Annotated in this window: 18 protein-coding genes; 10 read left to right on the forward strand and 8 right to left on the reverse strand. The window is 70.9% G+C overall.

What is annotated here, in order from left to right; all coding sequences use genetic code 11:
- Window positions 1-104: 104 nt before the first annotated feature.
- The gene (locus LV79_RS20100; protein ID WP_253839061.1) at window positions 105-1,502 is read left to right on the forward strand and encodes an ABC transporter substrate-binding protein; all 1,398 of its coding nucleotides are present in this window, start codon (window positions 105-107) and stop codon (window positions 1,500-1,502) included.
- On the opposite strand, the gene LV79_RS20105 is transcribed toward LV79_RS20100, so the two are convergent.
- Both LV79_RS20105 and LV79_RS20110 read right to left on the reverse strand, forming a co-directional pair.
- The gene (locus tag LV79_RS20105) at window positions 1,477-2,019 is read right to left on the reverse strand and encodes a hypothetical protein (RefSeq protein ID WP_253839064.1); all 543 of its coding nucleotides are present in this window, start codon (window positions 2,017-2,019) and stop codon (window positions 1,477-1,479) included. The two genes, LV79_RS20100 and LV79_RS20105, sit on opposite strands and share 26 nt — an antisense overlap.
- 33 nt (window positions 2,020-2,052) lie before the next feature.
- Window positions 2,053-2,517, reverse strand: a complete 465-nt coding sequence (locus LV79_RS20110; RefSeq protein ID WP_253839066.1) for a hypothetical protein — start codon at window positions 2,515-2,517, stop codon at window positions 2,053-2,055.
- Between the two features lie 210 nt (window positions 2,518-2,727).
- On the opposite strand from LV79_RS20110, the gene LV79_RS20115 reads away from it, so the two are divergent.
- Window positions 2,728-4,020 carry an MATE family efflux transporter gene (locus tag LV79_RS20115; RefSeq protein WP_253840361.1) on the forward strand — a complete coding sequence of 431 codons (1,293 nt, stop codon included), beginning with the start codon at window positions 2,728-2,730 and terminating at the stop codon, window positions 4,018-4,020.
- Between the two features lie 56 nt (window positions 4,021-4,076).
- On the opposite strand, the gene LV79_RS20120 is transcribed toward LV79_RS20115, so the two are convergent.
- The 6 genes from LV79_RS20120 to LV79_RS20145 form a co-directional block, all read right to left on the reverse strand.
- Window positions 4,077-4,424 (reverse strand): DUF7919 family protein, encoded by a 348-nt coding sequence (locus LV79_RS20120; protein ID WP_253839068.1) that lies wholly within the window; start codon window positions 4,422-4,424, stop codon window positions 4,077-4,079.
- A 7-nt stretch (window positions 4,425-4,431) separates the two neighbouring features.
- Window positions 4,432-4,845, reverse strand: a complete 414-nt coding sequence (locus LV79_RS20125) for a DUF7919 family protein (RefSeq protein WP_253839070.1) — start codon at window positions 4,843-4,845, stop codon at window positions 4,432-4,434.
- Between the two features lie 90 nt (window positions 4,846-4,935).
- Window positions 4,936-5,679, reverse strand: coding sequence for a DUF7919 family protein (locus LV79_RS20130; protein ID WP_253839072.1), 744 nt, complete (start codon window positions 5,677-5,679; stop codon window positions 4,936-4,938).
- Window positions 5,680-5,736: 57 nt separating this feature from the next.
- The gene (locus tag LV79_RS20135) at window positions 5,737-6,516 is read right to left on the reverse strand and encodes a DUF7919 family protein (RefSeq protein ID WP_443612881.1); all 780 of its coding nucleotides are present in this window, start codon (window positions 6,514-6,516) and stop codon (window positions 5,737-5,739) included.
- Window positions 6,517-6,538: 22 nt separating this feature from the next.
- A complete protein-coding gene (gene truB / locus LV79_RS20140) occupies window positions 6,539-7,438 on the reverse strand; it encodes a tRNA pseudouridine(55) synthase TruB (protein WP_285469928.1) in 900 nt (299 codons plus the stop codon).
- Between the two features lie 2 nt (window positions 7,439-7,440).
- The gene (locus LV79_RS20145) at window positions 7,441-8,766 is read right to left on the reverse strand and encodes an MFS transporter (protein WP_253839078.1); all 1,326 of its coding nucleotides are present in this window, start codon (window positions 8,764-8,766) and stop codon (window positions 7,441-7,443) included.
- A gap of 167 nt (window positions 8,767-8,933) precedes the next feature.
- On the opposite strand from LV79_RS20145, the gene LV79_RS20150 reads away from it, so the two are divergent.
- The 8 genes from LV79_RS20150 (at window position 8,934) to LV79_RS20185 (ending at window position 16,522) form a co-directional block, all read left to right on the forward strand.
- Window positions 8,934-9,869 (forward strand): bifunctional riboflavin kinase/FAD synthetase, encoded by a 936-nt coding sequence (locus LV79_RS20150; protein ID WP_253839086.1) that lies wholly within the window; start codon window positions 8,934-8,936, stop codon window positions 9,867-9,869.
- A gap of 114 nt (window positions 9,870-9,983) precedes the next feature.
- The gene (locus LV79_RS20155) at window positions 9,984-10,454 is read left to right on the forward strand and encodes an XRE family transcriptional regulator (RefSeq protein WP_253839088.1); all 471 of its coding nucleotides are present in this window, start codon (window positions 9,984-9,986) and stop codon (window positions 10,452-10,454) included.
- On the forward strand, window positions 10,451-11,008 hold the full coding sequence (locus LV79_RS20160) for a 2'-5' RNA ligase family protein (protein ID WP_253839090.1): 558 nt from the start codon (window positions 10,451-10,453) through the stop codon (window positions 11,006-11,008). The genes LV79_RS20155 and LV79_RS20160 overlap by 4 nt, the downstream gene beginning before the upstream one ends.
- Before the next feature lie 84 nt (window positions 11,009-11,092).
- The gene (rpsO, locus tag LV79_RS20165; RefSeq protein ID WP_092778728.1) at window positions 11,093-11,362 is read left to right on the forward strand and encodes a 30S ribosomal protein S15; all 270 of its coding nucleotides are present in this window, start codon (window positions 11,093-11,095) and stop codon (window positions 11,360-11,362) included.
- Window positions 11,363-11,638: 276 nt separating this feature from the next.
- Window positions 11,639-13,894 carry a polyribonucleotide nucleotidyltransferase gene (locus LV79_RS20170; protein ID WP_253839092.1) on the forward strand — a complete coding sequence of 752 codons (2,256 nt, stop codon included), beginning with the start codon at window positions 11,639-11,641 and terminating at the stop codon, window positions 13,892-13,894.
- Between the two features lie 14 nt (window positions 13,895-13,908).
- Window positions 13,909-15,303: a M16 family metallopeptidase gene (locus LV79_RS20175; protein ID WP_253840363.1), complete on the forward strand. Its 1,395-nt coding sequence runs from the start codon at window positions 13,909-13,911 to the stop codon at window positions 15,301-15,303.
- A complete protein-coding gene (gene dapB, locus LV79_RS20180; protein ID WP_285469927.1) occupies window positions 15,300-16,070 on the forward strand; it encodes a 4-hydroxy-tetrahydrodipicolinate reductase in 771 nt (256 codons plus the stop codon). The genes LV79_RS20175 and dapB overlap by 4 nt, the downstream gene beginning before the upstream one ends.
- Entirely contained in the window at window positions 16,070-16,522 is a 453-nt protein-coding gene (locus tag LV79_RS20185) for a tetratricopeptide repeat protein (RefSeq protein ID WP_253839094.1), read from the forward strand. The genes dapB and LV79_RS20185 overlap by 1 nt, the downstream gene beginning before the upstream one ends.
- Window positions 16,523-16,636 lie beyond the last annotated feature (114 nt).

Genomic DNA, 16,636 nt, shown 5'->3' on the forward strand with positions numbered 1-16,636 from the left:
TCCGCCCCGTCACGTGATGGACTGATGGTATAAACCATTCGCTACCGGGCGTGTGGGTCGGGACGGGCGCCACCGGTGTTGTGCAACTCGATCAGGTGGTGGTCATGCGGTCGACCAGGCTCACACTGCTCGCGCTCGCGTCCGCGCTGGCTCTCGCGGGGTGCGGGGCGGGGGGTGAGGTGGCGGATCCCGGCGTCGGCGCGCCCCAGGGCGCCGACGCGTTCCTCGTCGCGCAGTGCCCCGACGCGGGCATCCGGCCCAACGGGGACAAGGAGTTCACCTACTGGTCGATGTGGAACGCCGACGAGCCGCAGGGCCGCGTGCTGAGCAAGGCGATCCGCTGCTTCACCGACAAGACCGGCGTCAAGGTCAACGTGCTGTGGCTCGGCCGTGACCTGCTCACCCGAAACGTCGCGCCCGCGTTGAACACCGGCACCGTGCCGGACCTGTTCGACCAGGACGTCAGCCAGGTCATGGCGTCCGTGGTGTCGGCGGGCGGCACGCAACCGGTGGAGGACGTGCTCGACTACCGGGTGGGCGAGGGCGACCTGAAGGTGCGCGACGTGCTCCCGGTCGCCTCCTACGACTTCCCGCAGAACAAGGGACCGGACGGCAAGATCTTCGAGATCCCGTACGTGGTCTTCGGGTCCGCTTGGTGGTACGACCGCACGGTCGCGGGTCGCGTGGTCGCGCCGAAGACGACTGACGAGTTGTTCCAGTTGTTCGACAACGCCAAGTCCACCGGTATCGCCGCCCTCGCCCAGGACGGCGACCGCAGCACGTCCAACGCGGCCCTGTTCACCCAGGCCGCGGTGCGCTACCTCGGCGCGGGCGGCCTGACGAGGGCCGCCCAGGACAAGACCGGTGACGTGTGGCGCAACGACGTCGGCCTCTACCAGGCGGCCGAGTTCGTCGAGAAGATCGCCACGGGCCGCTACCTGATCCCCGGCTGGGACTCCGCCAAGTACCCGACCCTGCAGCACCGCTGGGCCACCGGCGAGGCGGCGTACCTGTCCCTGCCCGGCTGGGTCCCCAGCGAGACCAAGGAATACCTGGCGAAGAAGGGCGACGACCGCACAGTAAGCCTCGCGTCGTTCCCCTTCCCCCAGCCGCCCGCCGCCACCCACACCGTCGCCGAACGCGTCCCGGTGGGCTTCGCGGTCGCCGCCAAGGCCAAGAACCCGGGCGCGGCCAAGGCGTTCATCGCCTACGTGCTGAACAAGGACATCCTCTCGGGCGTCCCGGCGGTCGCGGACAACCTCACCCCGCGGGCCGACCTGCCCGTGCCGGAGTCCCAGAAGGACATTCGCGCAGGCTTGACCGATCCGGCGGTCGAGCAGGCCCTCTACCTCGACGGCGTCAACGCGGTCGCGGGCGGCCGGTGGGTCGAGACCGTGCTCTACCCGCTGACGGACAGCTTGCTGCGCGGCAACATCTCCGCCGCCGACTTCATCGATGCGGTGGCCGACAAGCAGGTCAAGTTCTGGCGGACCGCAAAGTAGCCAGGTTGGCGAGGAACAACACCAGGCACACGGCGGTCATCCCCGCCTGGTAGGCGACGGAGGCCCAGTGCTCCCGGAACGCCGACAGGAACACGTCGGGACCCGCGCGGACGAGCTCGACCGAGGCGTACCCGTGCCAGCAGGCGAACACCGCGAAGAACACGGTGACGCAGCCGTTCCAGGGTTCCGCGTCGACGAGTGATTTCCACAGCAGGCCGATCGAGATCAGGTTGAACGGCAAGGACAGGGCGATCACCGCGGCCAGGATCGTCAGCCAGAACCTGTCGATCTCGGTGTAGTTGGCGCTGAACGTGCCCATGCCCACCACGATCTGCGCCGCCGCGCAGGCGATCGCGACGACGCTCAGCAGCGGCCGTGACGTCCCGCTCCGAGCCGGGGCCGCGTACGGCGGTGGTTCCGGGGCCGGGGGGAACCGCAGCGGTGAACTGTCGTCCGCGGTGTGGGCCACCGTGGTCCCTTGGCGGTCCTTGTCGCCTGCTCTGTCGTCATCCCCCATGCCCGCAACGGTATCCATCCGGTGACGCCGCGGTCACTGTGACTTGGCAGTCACCGTTCTCGCTCGCTTGCGGTCGCCGATGAGCAGCACCACGGCGCCCGCGGTCATCGCGATCTGGTAGGCCACCGCGGCGATGTGGTTGCCGGTGTCGGAGAAGGTGAATGTGATCCAGAACAGGACGGCACTGTCGCGTCCGGTCAGGAGGGCGAAGACGCCGTAGGCGTGCCACACGCCGAACAGCACGAACCACCAGACCGTGAACCCGTGCCACGGAACCCTGGCGCCCAACGAGTGGTACACCATCAGCCCCGCGATGAGCGCGGCCGGCACCGCCGCGAGTGCGAACGCCCCGTAGGCCGCGTAGTCCGCCCGGCCCGCGTCGACCGGTATCCCGCCGAACAACCCCCACACCGCCGCGACCTGCACGCCGACGTAGCCCAAGCCTGCCCGATCCGGCCACCGCACCAGCATCCGCACCCCCAGCAGTTGCCCTGCCACCACGCTAGCCCCGATGATCACCGGCCTGCCACGAGCGCGACGTCACACGGTGCCGCCCCCTACGGACCGACCCCTGTTGTCGTCCTCAGGCAGGCGGCGCGGGGTCCCGCTGCGTATTGTCCGATGGGTGGACTGAGCGGCCAAGCTGATGCCGATGTGCCAGGTCGGGAACGGCGCCGGGGCGGGACGAGGTGGTGCGTGGTGCGCGGAATGGACTCGGCCTCGTTGCGACAGATCCTCGGGTTGGCGGTACCGGCGTTGCCGGTGCTCGCCGCCGAGCCGCTGTACCTGCTGGTGGACACGGCGGTCGTGGGGCACCTCGGCGGTGTCGAGTTGGGCGCGCTCGGGATCGGCGCGGTCGTCCTGGCGCAACTGTCCACCCAGCTGACGTTCCTGTCCTACGGCACCACCGCGCGGGCTGCCCGGTTGCACGGGGCCGGGCGGCGGGCGGACGCGGTCGCCGAGGGCGTGCAGGCGACGTGGTTGGCGATCGGGCTGGGACTGCTGCTCGTCGGGATCGGTCAAGTGGTGGCGGGGCCGGTCGCGCGCGCGTTGGCGGGGTCCGGCGCGGTGGCGGACGCGGCCGAGGGGTGGTTGCGGATCGCGGTCCTCGGGGTGCCGATGGTGCTGATCACCCTGGCGGGCAACGGCTGGATGCGCGGCGTCCAGGACACCCGGCGGCCGTTGGGGTTCGTGCTGGCGGGCAACGGGGTCTCGCTCGTGCTGTGCCCGACGTTCGTGCACGGGCTCGACTGGGGCCTGGACGGCTCGGCGGTCGCCAACGTCATCGGGCAGTCCATCGCGGCGGTGCTGTTCCTGGTCGCGCTGCGGGGCCACGCGCGGGCACCGCGTCCTCGGGTGATCTGGGCGCAGCTCAAGCTGGGCCGGGACTTCATCCTGCGCAGCCTGGCGATGCAGGCCTGCTTCCTCTCGGCCGCCGCCGTCGCCGCCAGGACCTCGGTCGGCGCGGTCGGCGCGCACCAGGTTGTTCTCCAGTTGTGGACGTTCCTGGCGCTGGTGCTCGACTCGCTGGCCATCGCCGCGCAAGCGCTTGTCGGGGCGGCACTCGGCGCTGGGCAGGCCAAGCGGGCGCGTGACCTCAGCGGCCAGTTCGCCCGCTACGGCCTGGTTTTCGGCATCGCACTCGGCATCGTCTTCGCGGGACTGTCCCATGTGCTCCCACGCGTGTTCACCATGGACCCCGTCGTACTATCGGAAATCCCGCACGCCTGGTGGTTCTTCGTCGCCATGCAACCCGTCGCGGGCATCGTCTTCGCCCTGGACGGCGTCCTCTTCGGCGCGGGCGACATCGCCTACCTCCGCACCGCCACCCTGACCAGCGCCCTGATCGGCTTCCTCCCCCTGATCTGGCTCTCCCTGGCCTTCGACTGGGGCCTGGCAGGCATCTGGACCGGCCTGACCCTCTTCATCCTCCTACGCCTCATCACCCTCCTCACCCGCCTCCGCTCCGGCCGCTGGGCCGTAGTCGGCGCCACCCGCTAACGCCGCTTCGGTTCAGGTGAGTCGACCCCTCACGAGACCGCGTCCGCAGCGGCGGGCTACTCCGCAGCCGCCAACACTGCCGCCACGAACCTGGCCGGCGGTTGATACCCGTGTTCGGCGACGTAGTGGGCGATCAAGTCCGGCGCGGCGTAGACGGTTCCATCGCTGGCCTTGACCTGGATCTCGGCCGAGCCCAAGCCGAGGTCGTTGAAGGAGGCCGTGCAGAAAGGACACTGGTGAGACCCACGCGTCTGCCGCACCCGGTGGGTGGATGCCAGTCGCAGCAGGGCTTGTGCGAGTTCCTGATCGGGCGGTCCCTGCGGGTATGGCTGCTCGGTCCCGAGCCATCCCACGGTCTCAGCTCCGCCGTGCATGCTGGGCGTCAGATCCGGGAGGAAGGGCATGACGTCCTCATTTCAGGGCGAGCACTGCCGCCACGAACTCGGCGGGTGGCTGGTATCCGTGGTCGGCGACGTAGTGCGCGACCAGGTTGGGCGCGGCGTAGGTCGTTCCGTCGCCTTCGACCTGGATCTCGGCTGAGCCCAGGAGGCAGAAGTCTTTGGGGGATTCCGCGAAGGGGACTCGGACATGGTCGTGTGCCGGGCAGAAGGGGCAACCGTGCATCCCACGCATCTGCCGCACGTGGTGGGTCAGCGAGAGCCGGAGCAGGGCGTGCACAAGTTCGGGGTCTGCCGGTCCCTGGGGGAATGGCTGCTCGCGCCCGATCCAGCCGACGTTGAGCGTTCCCGGCGGTGCCGCCTCGGGGTCGTCTTCGTCGAATCGGTTCGTGTACACGTATGGACTGAGATCGGGGTAGGTGGCCACTGCGCGACCGTATCCGAGTAGGCCGCGGTTCTATTCCCTGGCCGCGAATACTGCCGCTACGAACTCCGCCGGTGGTCGGTACCGGTGTGCCTAGACGAAGTGGATGATCATGCGGGGTGCGCGGAAGGGTGTGCCGTTCGGGTTGGGGATTGTGAGGTCGGCCATGCCGGAGCCGTGTGGACCGTCGCGTTCGGTGCGGTGGTGGCAGATGGGGCAGGCGTAGGAGCCGGGGGACAGCCTGGTTTCGTGGGTTTCGCGGAGCAGGCGCAGGGTGGGGAGCAGGTCGTCGGTGATGGGGCCGGTGGGGAAGTCGCGGTCAGGGATCAACCAGCCCACCCGCAGGAACTGCTGTCCGTCGTAGTCCGTTCCGATAGACAGGTCAGGATGCCCCGGGGGAGCCAGTGCTGCCCACGGCCCCACCTCTGCCGCAGCGGCGAGAGCGGCGCGCACGAAGTCCGCTGGTGGTCGGTATTCGTGGTCGGCCACGTAGTGCGCGATCAAGGTCGGTGCGGCGTAGATCGTCCCGTCGCTACCTTCGATCTGGATCTCGGCCGAGCCCAAGTAGCACATGTCGACCGGGGACTCCGCGAACGGGACAACGAAATGGCCGGTGTGCTCGCAGAAAGGACACCGGTGATACCCGCCCATCTGCCGCACGTCGTGGGTCAACGACAGCCGGAGAAGCGCGTGCACCAGTTCCGCGTTGGCGGGCCTCCGGGTGTACGGCTGCTCGACCCCGATCCACCCCACGTTCACCGTCCCGGCGGGAGCCCCACCGCCGAGCCGATCGCTGGTGGTGTACTCGTACGGGCTGAGGTCCGGGTAGACGGCCACGGCATCCCTTCGCGGAGTCGATCTTGCCTCGCGACCGTATCCGAGCGGGTCGCGGATCTATTCCAGGGCAGCGAAAACTGCCGCTACGAATTCCGCTGGGGGTTGGTAGCCGTGGGCCTCGACCAGGTGGACGATCATCGTGGGGACCGCGTAGGGGATCTCGTCCGCGCTGGGGATGATGAGTTGGCCGCTGCGGCGGTCGTCGGTGTCCGATGTGTACCACTCGTGGCAGACGGGGCAGGCGCGGGGGCTGGAGGTCCAGTTCTTGTGCGTGGCGTCGAGCTGGCGCAGGGCGGCGAGCAGGTCGTGGTCGACCGGGCCGCCGGTGAAGTCGTGTTCGGGGTTGAGCCAGCCGACCCAGCGGACGGGATCGTCATCTTCGAAGCCCTCGGACAGGTCAGGTTGGGGGGTCGGGACCCGGGTACCCCAGGGGCCGACCTTGGCCGAGGCGGTGAGCACGGCGTCGACGAACGCCTGTGGGGGTTGGTATCCGTGTTCGGCGACGTAGTGCGCGACTGTGGTCGGCGCGGCGTACACGGTGCCGTCTCGGCTGGTCACTTGGATTTCGGCCGAGCCGAGGTGGACCGTCCCGTTGAAACCTTCCTCGAACGAGGTCGGTAGGTGCGTGTGCACCCCGCAGAACGGGCACCCGTGGTACCCGCGCATCTGCCGCACGCTGTGCGACATCGACAGCCGCAAGAGGGCGTGGACGAGCGCCGGGTCCACCGGCCCCTGGTGGTACGGCTCGCCCACGTCCAGCCAACCCACGTTCAAGCGCTCTGCCCCTGCCGTCGTTGGCGTGTACCGATACGGCGACAAGTCCGGGTAGTAGGTCATGACCTACCGCTACCAGAGTGGATCAAGACACGTTCAAGGCCACCAGGGCTCGGGCGGAGTTGCCCTCGTCCACGCCCAGTGCCACCGCGGTCCCAGCCGGGTCGAAGATGCCGTATGTCCCCGTGATTCCCGCCGCTGGGATGCGCTTGCCGTGGGACAGGGCGATCGCCTCTACGCGGTCGAGGTCGCGGCGGGGGAAGGCGGTGGTTACGGCGGCGGCCATGTCCAGGGACAGGCCTGGTGACTCCTCCAGTGCCTCCAAGGTCCGGGCCACCCGCAGGTCGAACGGTCCCACCGTTGTCCGCCGGAGCGCGCCCAAGTGCCCGCCGACCCCGAGGGCCACGCCGAGGTCACGGGCCAGCGCGCGCACGTAAGTCCCGGATGAACAGTCCACCATCACGTCCAGCTCCACGGTCGAGGCCGTCCGCGTGGTGGCCAGGAGGTCGAACCGGAACACCGTCACCGGTCGGGCGGCCAGTTGGACGTCCTCCCCGGCCCGCACCCGCGCGTACGCCCGTTTCCCGTCGACCTTCACCGCGCTCACCGAGCTGGGCACCTGCTGGATCGGGCCGGTCAGGTCCGCGATGCCCGCCGTGATGGCCTCGTCCGTGACGCCCGTCGGGTCGGCCGTGGTCAGGGTCTCGCCCTCGGCGTCGTCGGTGGTGGTGGCGGAGCCGAGGCGGATGGAGGCGAGGTAGGTCTTGCGGTCCAGGGCCAGGTGGCCGAGCAGCTTGGTCGCGCGCTCCACACCCAGGACCAGGACGCCGGTGGCCATCGGGTCGAGGGTGCCTGCGTGGCCGACCTTGCGGGTGCCGATGATCCGGCGGACCCGGGCCACGACGTCGTGGGAGGTCATGCCGGGGGCCTTGTCGACGACGATCAGGCCGGGGGGGACTGCTGCACGCTGGGACACGAGCGGCAATCTTAAGAGGCCGCCGCTTCCTGTTCCGCCGGGATGTCCCACGGCCTGCGCCGGATGCGGACCGGGACCTCGTCGCCCCTGGTCTCGGCGGCGAACACGGCGGCCCGCGCGCGGCGCCACCACACCAGGGTGCGCCACGAGCCGAGCAGCAGCACGACCGCCACGGCCAGGAACGCGAAGCGGAACGTCGACGGTCCCGCCGAGGCCGTGTCGCCGCCGATCAGCAGGCCGATGCCGAACGCGGTGACGGTCGTCGCGGTGAAGCCGCCCACGTTCACCACGCCCGTCGCGGTGCCGACCCGGTGGATGGGGTTGTAGTCGCGGGCCAGGGCGAACGCCACGCCGGAGAGCGGGCCGCCGACGGCGAGGACCGCGAACGCCACGGCGGCCACCGGTGCCGGGACCACGCCGCCCGGCCAGCCGAGCAGCACCGCCCACACCACCATCGCCGCCGCCAGGAACCCGGCGACCATCGGCACCCGGCTCTCCGGCCACCGCCCCATCACCTGCCCGATCACCGGACCGGTGACCATCGCCACGATCACCAGCAAGCTCAGCACCGACCCGGCGGCGGCGGGGGACAGGCCCTGCGCCTGCACCAGGTACGGGAAGCCCCACAGCAGGCCGAGCACCCCGGGGCTGAACATCGTCGAGAAGTGCACCCAGAACCCCAGCCGCGTCCCCGGGACCCGCCAGGCCGCCCGGACCTGGCCGACCACGTCCCGCAGCGACGTCGCCGCCCGCGGTTCCTGCTCGCCGTCGGGGGTGTCGCGCACCCGGAACAGCACCACCAGCGAGTACGCCGCCGTCGCCGCGCCCGCGATGGCGAACGTCGAGGTCCAGCCCGCGTTGGCCAGCAGGAAGGTCAGCGGGACGGTCGCCAGCAGGTTCCCCACCTGCCCGAGCGCGGCGGTGACCGACGACAGCACGGCGTACTTGCGCGGCGGGTAGTGCGCGGCGACCACCCGCAGCACGCTCACGAACGTCATCGCGTCGCCCAGCCCCAGCACGGCGCGGGCGACCAGGGCCAGCGGGTACGAGGCGGCGATCGCGAACAGGACCTGGCCCAGGCCCATGCACAACGCGGCGGCGGTCAGCACCCGGCGCGGGCCGAACCGGTCGACCAGCAGCCCGGTCGGTACCTGCATCGCCGCGTAGACGCCGATCTGCAGCACGGTGAAGGTGCCCAGTTCGGCGGCGGTGATGCCGAAGCGGTCGGCGGCCTGCAGCCCGGCGACGCCCAACGATGTCCGGTGGAACACCGCGAGCAGGTACACCGCGACGGCGGCGGCCCAGACCAGCAGTGCCCGGCGCCCGGTGGCTGGCAACGGCCCGCTCCTCTCGTCCACCCGGGACCATCGGGGGAGGTGACGCGATTATTAGCCTAGCTAAGCGTGTGACCGCGCACACCCGCCGAACCGGGGAGTTCGGTCACACCCGAACCACCCCGCCCTGGTGCCGACCGCGGCGGCGGCGACCCACTAGGCTCGGCACCGTGCAGCGTTGGCGCGGTCTGGCGGACCTACCCGGGGGCTGGGGTCGCTGTGTGGCGACCATCGGCGTGTTCGACGGAGTCCACCGCGGCCACCAGGAGTTGATCTCCCGGGCGGTCGCGCTCGCCACCGAGCGGGACCTGCCCAGCGTGGTGCTCACCTTCGACCCGCACCCCTCCGAGGTGGTCCGCCCCGGCAGCCACCCGGCCCAGCTGACCACCCTGCACCGCAAGGCGGAGCTGGTGGAGGAGCTGGGCGTGGACGTGTTCTGCGTGCTGCCGTTCACCCCGGAGCTGTCCAAGGTGGCCCCGGACGAGTTCGTGCACGAGATCCTGGTCGAGCGCCTGCACGCCGCCGCCGTCGTGGTCGGCGAGAACTTCACCTTCGGCAACCGCGCCGCGGGCACCGTCGAGCTGCTGACCACCCTCGGCCAGCGCTTCGGCTTCACCACCGAGGGCGCCGAGCTGGTGACGGCGGGGGAGCTGGCGTTCTCCTCCACCTACATCCGCTCCTGCATCGACGCGGGCGACGTGCGCGCCGCGGCCACCGCGCTCGGGCGGCCGCACCGGCTCGAGGGCATCGTGGTGCGCGGCGACGGGCGCGGCCACGAGCTGGGCTTCCCGACCGCCAACCTGTCCACCCCGCGCTTCGCCGCGGTCCCGGCCGACGGGGTCTACGCGGGACGGTTCACCCTGCTCAACGGGCACAACCGGCCGCCGCTGACCACCGCGGTCTCGGTCGGCACCAACCCGACCTTCTCCGGCCGCGAACGCCGGGTCGAGGCCTTCGTGCTCGACGTCGACGAAGACTTCTACGGCCAGCGGGTCGCGGTCGACTTCGTCGAGCGGCTGCGCCAGATGGAGCGCTTCGCCAGCACCGAGGCCCTGGTCGAGCAGATGCACCGCGATGTCGCCCGAACCAGGGAGCTGCTCGCCTGACCATCCGCCCCGGACGGTCACCCTGGTGGTTATCCCACGAAACGAACAGCTGGGCCGGCAAGATACACCCGAGGTCAGGGGGGACCGGTCCGGACACTAGGGGAGAGGCGGCGGGTGGAGGACCACAAGATCGTCCAACGCAACATCGCGTTGCAGCGCGAGTGGTACGGGGAGCCGCTCGGCGACCGGGTGCGCAGGTTGGTGGTGGCCTTCGACGTGTCCCAGGCCAACCTCGCCGACGTGCTCGGCATCAGCGCGCCGATGCTCAGCCAGGTGATGAGCGGCCGCCGCGCCAAGATCGGCAACCCCGCGGTGCTGGCCCGGCTGATCATGCTCGAGCGCAAGATCCTCACCCCCGAGGTCGCCTCCGGCCGCCGGGAGGCCCTGCAGCGCGCGCTCGACGACGTCCGCGCCTCCAAACCCGCCGTGACCAGGGACAACCTGCCCGTCGACGTCGGCCGCAGCGCCATCCTCGCGCTGCGCAGGCTGGCCTCCGCCGAGGACCTCACCGAGGCGGCCGGGATGCTCGACGACCGCTTCCCCGACCTGGCCGACCTGCTGCGCCGCGCCGGAAAGCGCACGTGAGCGGACCGACCCCGCGCCCTCCCGTCCCCGACCGACCGAGGCTGTTCTCCGCGTTCCCGCTCCCCGACGAGGTCGCCGACCACCTGGCCGCGCACCTGCCACCCACCCCCGACGGCCTCCGCGCCACGCCGCGCGAGCAGTGGCACGTCACCGTCGGCTACTACGGCGTCGACGACCCCGCCCGGCGCCTCGCCAGGTTGGGTGAACGGGTGTCCGGGCTCCCGGCGCCCCGGCTGCGGATCAGCGGGTCCGGCACCTTCGCGGCGGTGTGCCTGGTGAAAATCGCTACCCCCGATCCGGTGGAGTTGCGTACCCTTGCCGAGGCGGCCGACTTCCACGAGGGCGGCCACCCCGACTACCTCCCGCACGTGACCGTCGCGCGCTGGTCGACACCGACCACCAAGGGCGCCGAGATGGCCGCTGAGCTGCGGGGATACCAGGGCCCGCAGTGGGCTCCCGGGGAGTTGACGCTCTACGCCAGCGCCCACGGCGCCCACACCCCGCTCGGCGCGGTGCCCCTGCTCGGCAGGAACGCGCCAGGGGCGGGGTGCTAGCCTTGGCGTTTGGGTACGGCTGCGGTCCGTGGCGGCTGTTACCGACTCTCCCACACGGCACAGGCACCACCGAGGAGTTGACGAGTGGCTCTGTCCACCGAGCAGAAGAAGACGATCCTCACCGAGTACGGCGTGCACGACTCGGACACCGGATCGCCCGAGGCCCAGATCGCGCTGCTGACCAAGCGCATCAAGGACCTCACCGAGCACCTCAAGCAGCACAAGCACGACCACCACTCGCGGCGCGGACTGCTGCTGCTGGTCGGTCGCCGCAGGCGGCTGCTGAACTACCTGACCAAGGTGGACATCGAGCGCTACCGGTCGCTGATCCAGCGGCTCGGCCTGCGCCGATAGCTCGAACCCCGGGGGGAGTGGCCACCAGGCCGCTCCCCCCGGGTACATAACCCAACCGAAAACCCTACCCGCGCGTGCCGTAGCGGCACACAACCAGCGCGGGCGAACCACAACAGGCAGCACGCCGCGCGCCACGGGACCAGTTCGCCGGTCCTCGGTAGTGGTTCCCGCCGAGCCAAGAGGGCTCCGGGGACTTCGATCGAAGACCGGCCTCGTCATGAACCGCGACCCCGTGCTGGGTAGTGCGCTGGCCTGACGACGAGGAGTTATCCCTACATGACCGACATCGCTGTGCACGAGACCACGGCCGTCATCGACAACGGGTCCTACGGCACGCGCACCGTCCGCTTCGAGACCGGCCGGTTGGCCCGCCAGGCGGCGGGCAGCGTCGTGGCCTACCTCGACGAGGAGACCATGCTGCTCTCGGCGACCACCGCCTCCAAGCAGCCGAAGGACCACTTCGACTTCTTCCCGCTCACCGTGGACGTCGAGGAGCGCATGTACGCCGTGGGTCGCATCCCCGGCGCGTTCTTCCGCCGCGAGGGCCGCCCGTCCACCGACGCGGTGCTCACCTGCAGGCTCATCGACCGGCCGCTGCGCCCGTCCTTCGTGGACGGTCTGCGCAACGAGATCCAGGTCGTGATCACCGTGCAGAGCCTCAACCCGCAGGACCTCTACGACGTGGTGGCCATCAACGCCGCCTCCGCCTCCACCCAGCTGGCGGGCCTGCCGTTCTCCGGCCCGATCGGCGGCGTGCGGGTCGCGCTCATCGGCCAGCAGTGGGTCGCCTTCCCGACCCACGACCAGCTCAAGACCGCCGTGTTCGACATGGTCGTCGCGGGTCGCGTCGTCGGTGACGACGTCGCGATCATGATGGTCGAGGCCGAGGCCACCGAGAACGTCACCGACCTGATCGCCGAGGGCGCGCAGGTGCCGACCGAGGAGGTCGTCGCCGCGGGTCTCGAGGCCGCCAAGCCGTTCATCCGCGCGCTGTGCGACGCGCAGGCGCAGCTGGCGTCGGTGGCCGCCAAGGCCACCCGCCCGTACCCGACGTTCCCGGCCTACCAGCCCGACGCCTTCACCGCGGTCGAGGCCGCGGTGAGCGACGAGCTCGCCGCCGCGCTGACCATCGGCGACAAGCAGGAGCGCGAGTCGCGCATCGACGAGGTCAAGGCCCTGGTGCTGGAGAAGGTCGGCGCGGTCGAGGGCGGTGCGTTCGACGGTCGCGAGAAGGAGGTCGGCGCCGCGTTCCGGTCGCTGAACAAGAAGCTGGTCCGCCAGCGGATCCTGCGCGACAAGGTCCGCATCGACGGCCGCGGCCTGACCGACATCCGCGGCCTGTCCGCCGAGGTCGCGCTCATCCCGCGGGCGCACGGCTCGGCGCTGTTCGAGCGCGGCGAGACCCAGATCCTGGGTGTCACCACGCTGAACATGCTGCGCCTCGAGCAGCAGATCGACTCGCTCTCGCCCGAGACGCACAAGCGCTACATGCACCACTACAACTTCCCGCCGTTCTCCACCGGTGAGACCGGCCGGGTCGGCTCGCCCAAGCGGCGCGAGATCGGCCACGGCGCGCTCGCCGAGCGGGCGCTGGCGCCGGTGCTGCCCAAGCGCGACGAGTTCCCCTACGCGATCCGCCAGGTCTCGGAAGCGTTGAGCTCCAACGGTTCCACCTCGATGGGCTCGGTCTGCGCGTCCACCATGTCGCTGCTCAACGCCGGTGTGCCGCTCAAGGCGCCGGTCTCGGGCATCGCGATGGGCCTGGTCTCCGACGAGGTCGACGGCGAGACCCGCTACGTCGCGCTGACCGACATCCTCGGTGCCGAGGACGCCTTCGGCGACATGGACTTCAAGGTCGCGGGCACCAAGGAGTTCGTGACCGCGCTGCAGCTCGACACCAAGCTCGACGGCATCCCGTCGGAGGTGCTGGCCCAGGCGCTGAGCCAGGCCCGCGACGCGCGCTACACCATCCTGGAGGTCATGGCCGAGGCCATCGACGGCCCGGACGAGATGAGCCCGTACTCGCCGCGGGTGACCTCGGTGAAGATCCCGGTCGACAAGATCGGCGAGGTCATCGGCCCGAAGGGCAAGATGATCAACTCGATCACCGAGCAGACCGGTGCCGACATCTCCATCGAGGACGACGGCACGATCTACGTCGGTGCCGCGGACGGCCCGTCCGCCGAGGCCGCGATCGGCCTGATCAACGCGATCGCCAACCCGCAGCTGCCCAAGGTCGGCGAGCGGTTCCTGGGCACGGTCGTCAAGACCGCCGCCTTCGGCGCCTTCGTCTCGCTGCTGCCGGGCAAGGACGGCCTGGTGCACATCTCCAAGCTGGGCAACGGCAAGCGCGTCAACAAGGTCGAGGACGTGGTCAAGGTCGGCGACAAGCTCCGCGTGGAGATCGCCGACATCGACCAGCGCGGCAAGATCAGCCTCGTGCTGGTCAACGAGGAGGACGCCGCGGCGGGCACCACCGACGCCGACAGCGTCGTCGAGTCGGCCGAGGTCGAGGCGGCTCCCGCCCAGTGAGTCCCAGTTCCCCGGTGACGGCCGCGGGCGCCTCTGGCGCTCGCGGCCGTTCCGCACCCCGCCGCTCGCCCGTCTCCGGCCACCTGCAGCAGCCGGGCAGCACCGTCCTGCTCGAGCGCGACGGCGACTCCGAGGTCCGGCGCACCCTGCTGCCCGGCGGCCTGCGCGTGATCACCGAGCGGGTGCCCGGCGTCCGCTCCGCCTCGGTCGGCATCTGGGTCCAGGTCGGCTCCCGCGACGAGCCCGGCTCGGTCGCCGGTGCCGCGCACTACCTGGAACACCTGCTGTTCAAGGGGACCGCGCGGCGCAGCGCCGCGCAGATCGCCGAGGAGATCGACGCGGTCGGCGGTGAGCTCAACGCGTTCACCGCCAAGGAGCACACCTGCTACTACGCGCACGTGCTCGACGAGGACCTGCCGCTGGCCATCGACCTGGTGTCCGACGTGGTCTTCGACGCGGTGTGCGCCGAGGCCGACGTGGAGACCGAGCGCGGGGTGGTGCTCGAGGAGATCGCCATGCGCGACGACGACCCCGAGGACCTGCTGCACGACGCGTTCTGCACCGCGCTGATGGCCGACCACCCGCTCGGCCGCCCGGTGCTGGGCACCGAGCAGTCGATCACGGCGATGAGCAGGACCGCGCTCAACGGGTTCTACCGCCGCCGCTACACGATGCCGCGGATGGTGCTGGCGGTGGCGGGCAACGTGAACCACAAGTCGGTGCTCACCCTGGTGCGCAAGGCTTTGCGCGACCGCATGACGGGCGAGAAGCCGCCGGTGGCGCCGCGCGCGGGCCGGGCCCGGCTCGGGTCCGCGCCGCGCTTGGTGCTGCACACCGACGACACCGAGCAGGCGCACATGATGCTCGGCGTGCGCGCGCTCGACCGGCACGACGAGCGCCGGTTCACCCTGAGCGTGCTCAACGCCGCGCTCGGCGGTGGCATGAGTTCCCGGCTGTTCCAAGAGGTCCGGGAGAAGCGCGGTCTGGCCTACCAGGTGTACTCGTCGGTCGCGGCCTACGCCGACACCGGCCACCTGTCGATCTACACCGGCTGCCAGCCCGACCGGCTCGGCGAGGTCGCCGGGGTGGTCCGCGAGGTGCTGCGCGAGGTCGCCCGCGACGGGCTGACCGACGTGGAAGTGGCCCGCGCCAAGGGCAACCTGCGCGGCGGGTTGGTGCTCGGCCTGGAGGACACCAGTTCCCGGATGTCGCGCATCGGCAAGGGCGAGCTCGCCTACGGCGACTACCTGACCGTCGAGCAGACCCTGGACCGCTACGCCGCGGTCACCGCCGCGGACGTGGCCCTGCTGGCCCGCGAGCTGCTGACCAGGCCGCTGGCCGCCGCTGTCGTCGGCCCCTACGACCACACCGACGACGTCCCGGTCCAACTGCACGAGGTGAGCACGTGACGAACTGCGCCATTCCCGACGACCTGATCCCGGTGGCCGTGCTCGGCGCCCGGGGCCGGATGGGCGCCGAGGCCTGCGCCGCGGTCGAGGGTGCCGCTGATCTGGCGCTGGTCGCCCAGGTCGACTCCGGTGACTGGGTCGCTGAGGTCTTGGCGTCGGGCGCCAAGGTCGTGGTCGACTTCACCCACCCCGACGTGGTGATGGACAACCTGCGGTTCTGCGTGGACAACGACATCCACGCCGTCGTCGGCACTTCCGGGTTCGACACCGCGCGGCTGGACACGCTGCGGGGCTGGCTGGCGGACAAGCCTGAGCTCGGGGTGCTGATCGCGCCGAACTTCGCGCTCGGCGCCGTGCTGTCGATGCGGTTCGCGCAGCTCGCGGCCCGCTACTACGACACCGTCGAGATCATCGAGCTGCACCACAACCGCAAGGCCGACGCCCCCTCCGGCACCGCGGCGCACACCGCGCGGCTGGTCGGCCAGGCCCGCGCCGACGCCGGGCTCGGTCCGGTGCCGGACGCCACCACGTCCGAAGTGGACGGTGCGCGGGGCGCCCCGGTCGACGGGGTCCGGGTGCACTCGGTCCGGCTGGGCGGCCTGGTCGCGCACCAGGAGGTCCTCTTCGGCGGCGAGGGCGAGACGCTGACCATCCGGCACGACTCGTTGGACCGCAAGTCCTTCATGCCCGGTGTGCTGCACGGGGTCCGCGCGATCGTGGCCCGCCCCGGCCTGACCGTCGGCCTGGAAAACCTGCTGGACCTGTGATGTCCGCGCGTTCGGTGTCGCTGCTGCTGGCCGCCGTGCTGGTCGTCTACTTCGTCCTGCTCGGCGGCCGCGCTGTGGCCCTGTTCCGCGACGGCTCCCCGGTCGCCCTCGGCCTCGGCGTCGGCGTGGTCCTGCTCCCCCTGGTCGGCGCCTGGGTCGTCTGGTCCACCCTGATGTTCGGCGTCCGCACCCAGACCCTCGGCCGCCGCCTGGCCGCCGAGGAAGGCCTCCCGGACACCTCCGACCTGCCCCGCATGCCCTCGGGCCGCGTGGACCGGGCCGCGGCGGACGAGTTCTTCGAACAGTTCCGCGCCGAGACCGAAGCCGCCCCCGACGACTGGCGCTCCTGGTACCGCCTCGCGATCGCCTACGACGTAGCAGGCGACCGAGGCCGAGCCCGCGACTCCATGCGCAAGGCCCTGGAACTCTCAGCTGCCGATCCCACCAGCTAGCTGTTCAGGGCCCGCTGGGGATTCGATGCGCATGGCTGCGGCCAGTGGTGGCCGATCTCCTTGCTAGGGCCTTGCGTCGACCGTTTTGTAGGTCTGGCGGGTTAGCCTGGCCCG

This window comes from Actinokineospora globicatena, from assembly GCF_024171945.1.
Classification (GTDB): Bacteria; Actinomycetota; Actinomycetes; order Mycobacteriales; family Pseudonocardiaceae; genus Actinokineospora; species Actinokineospora globicatena.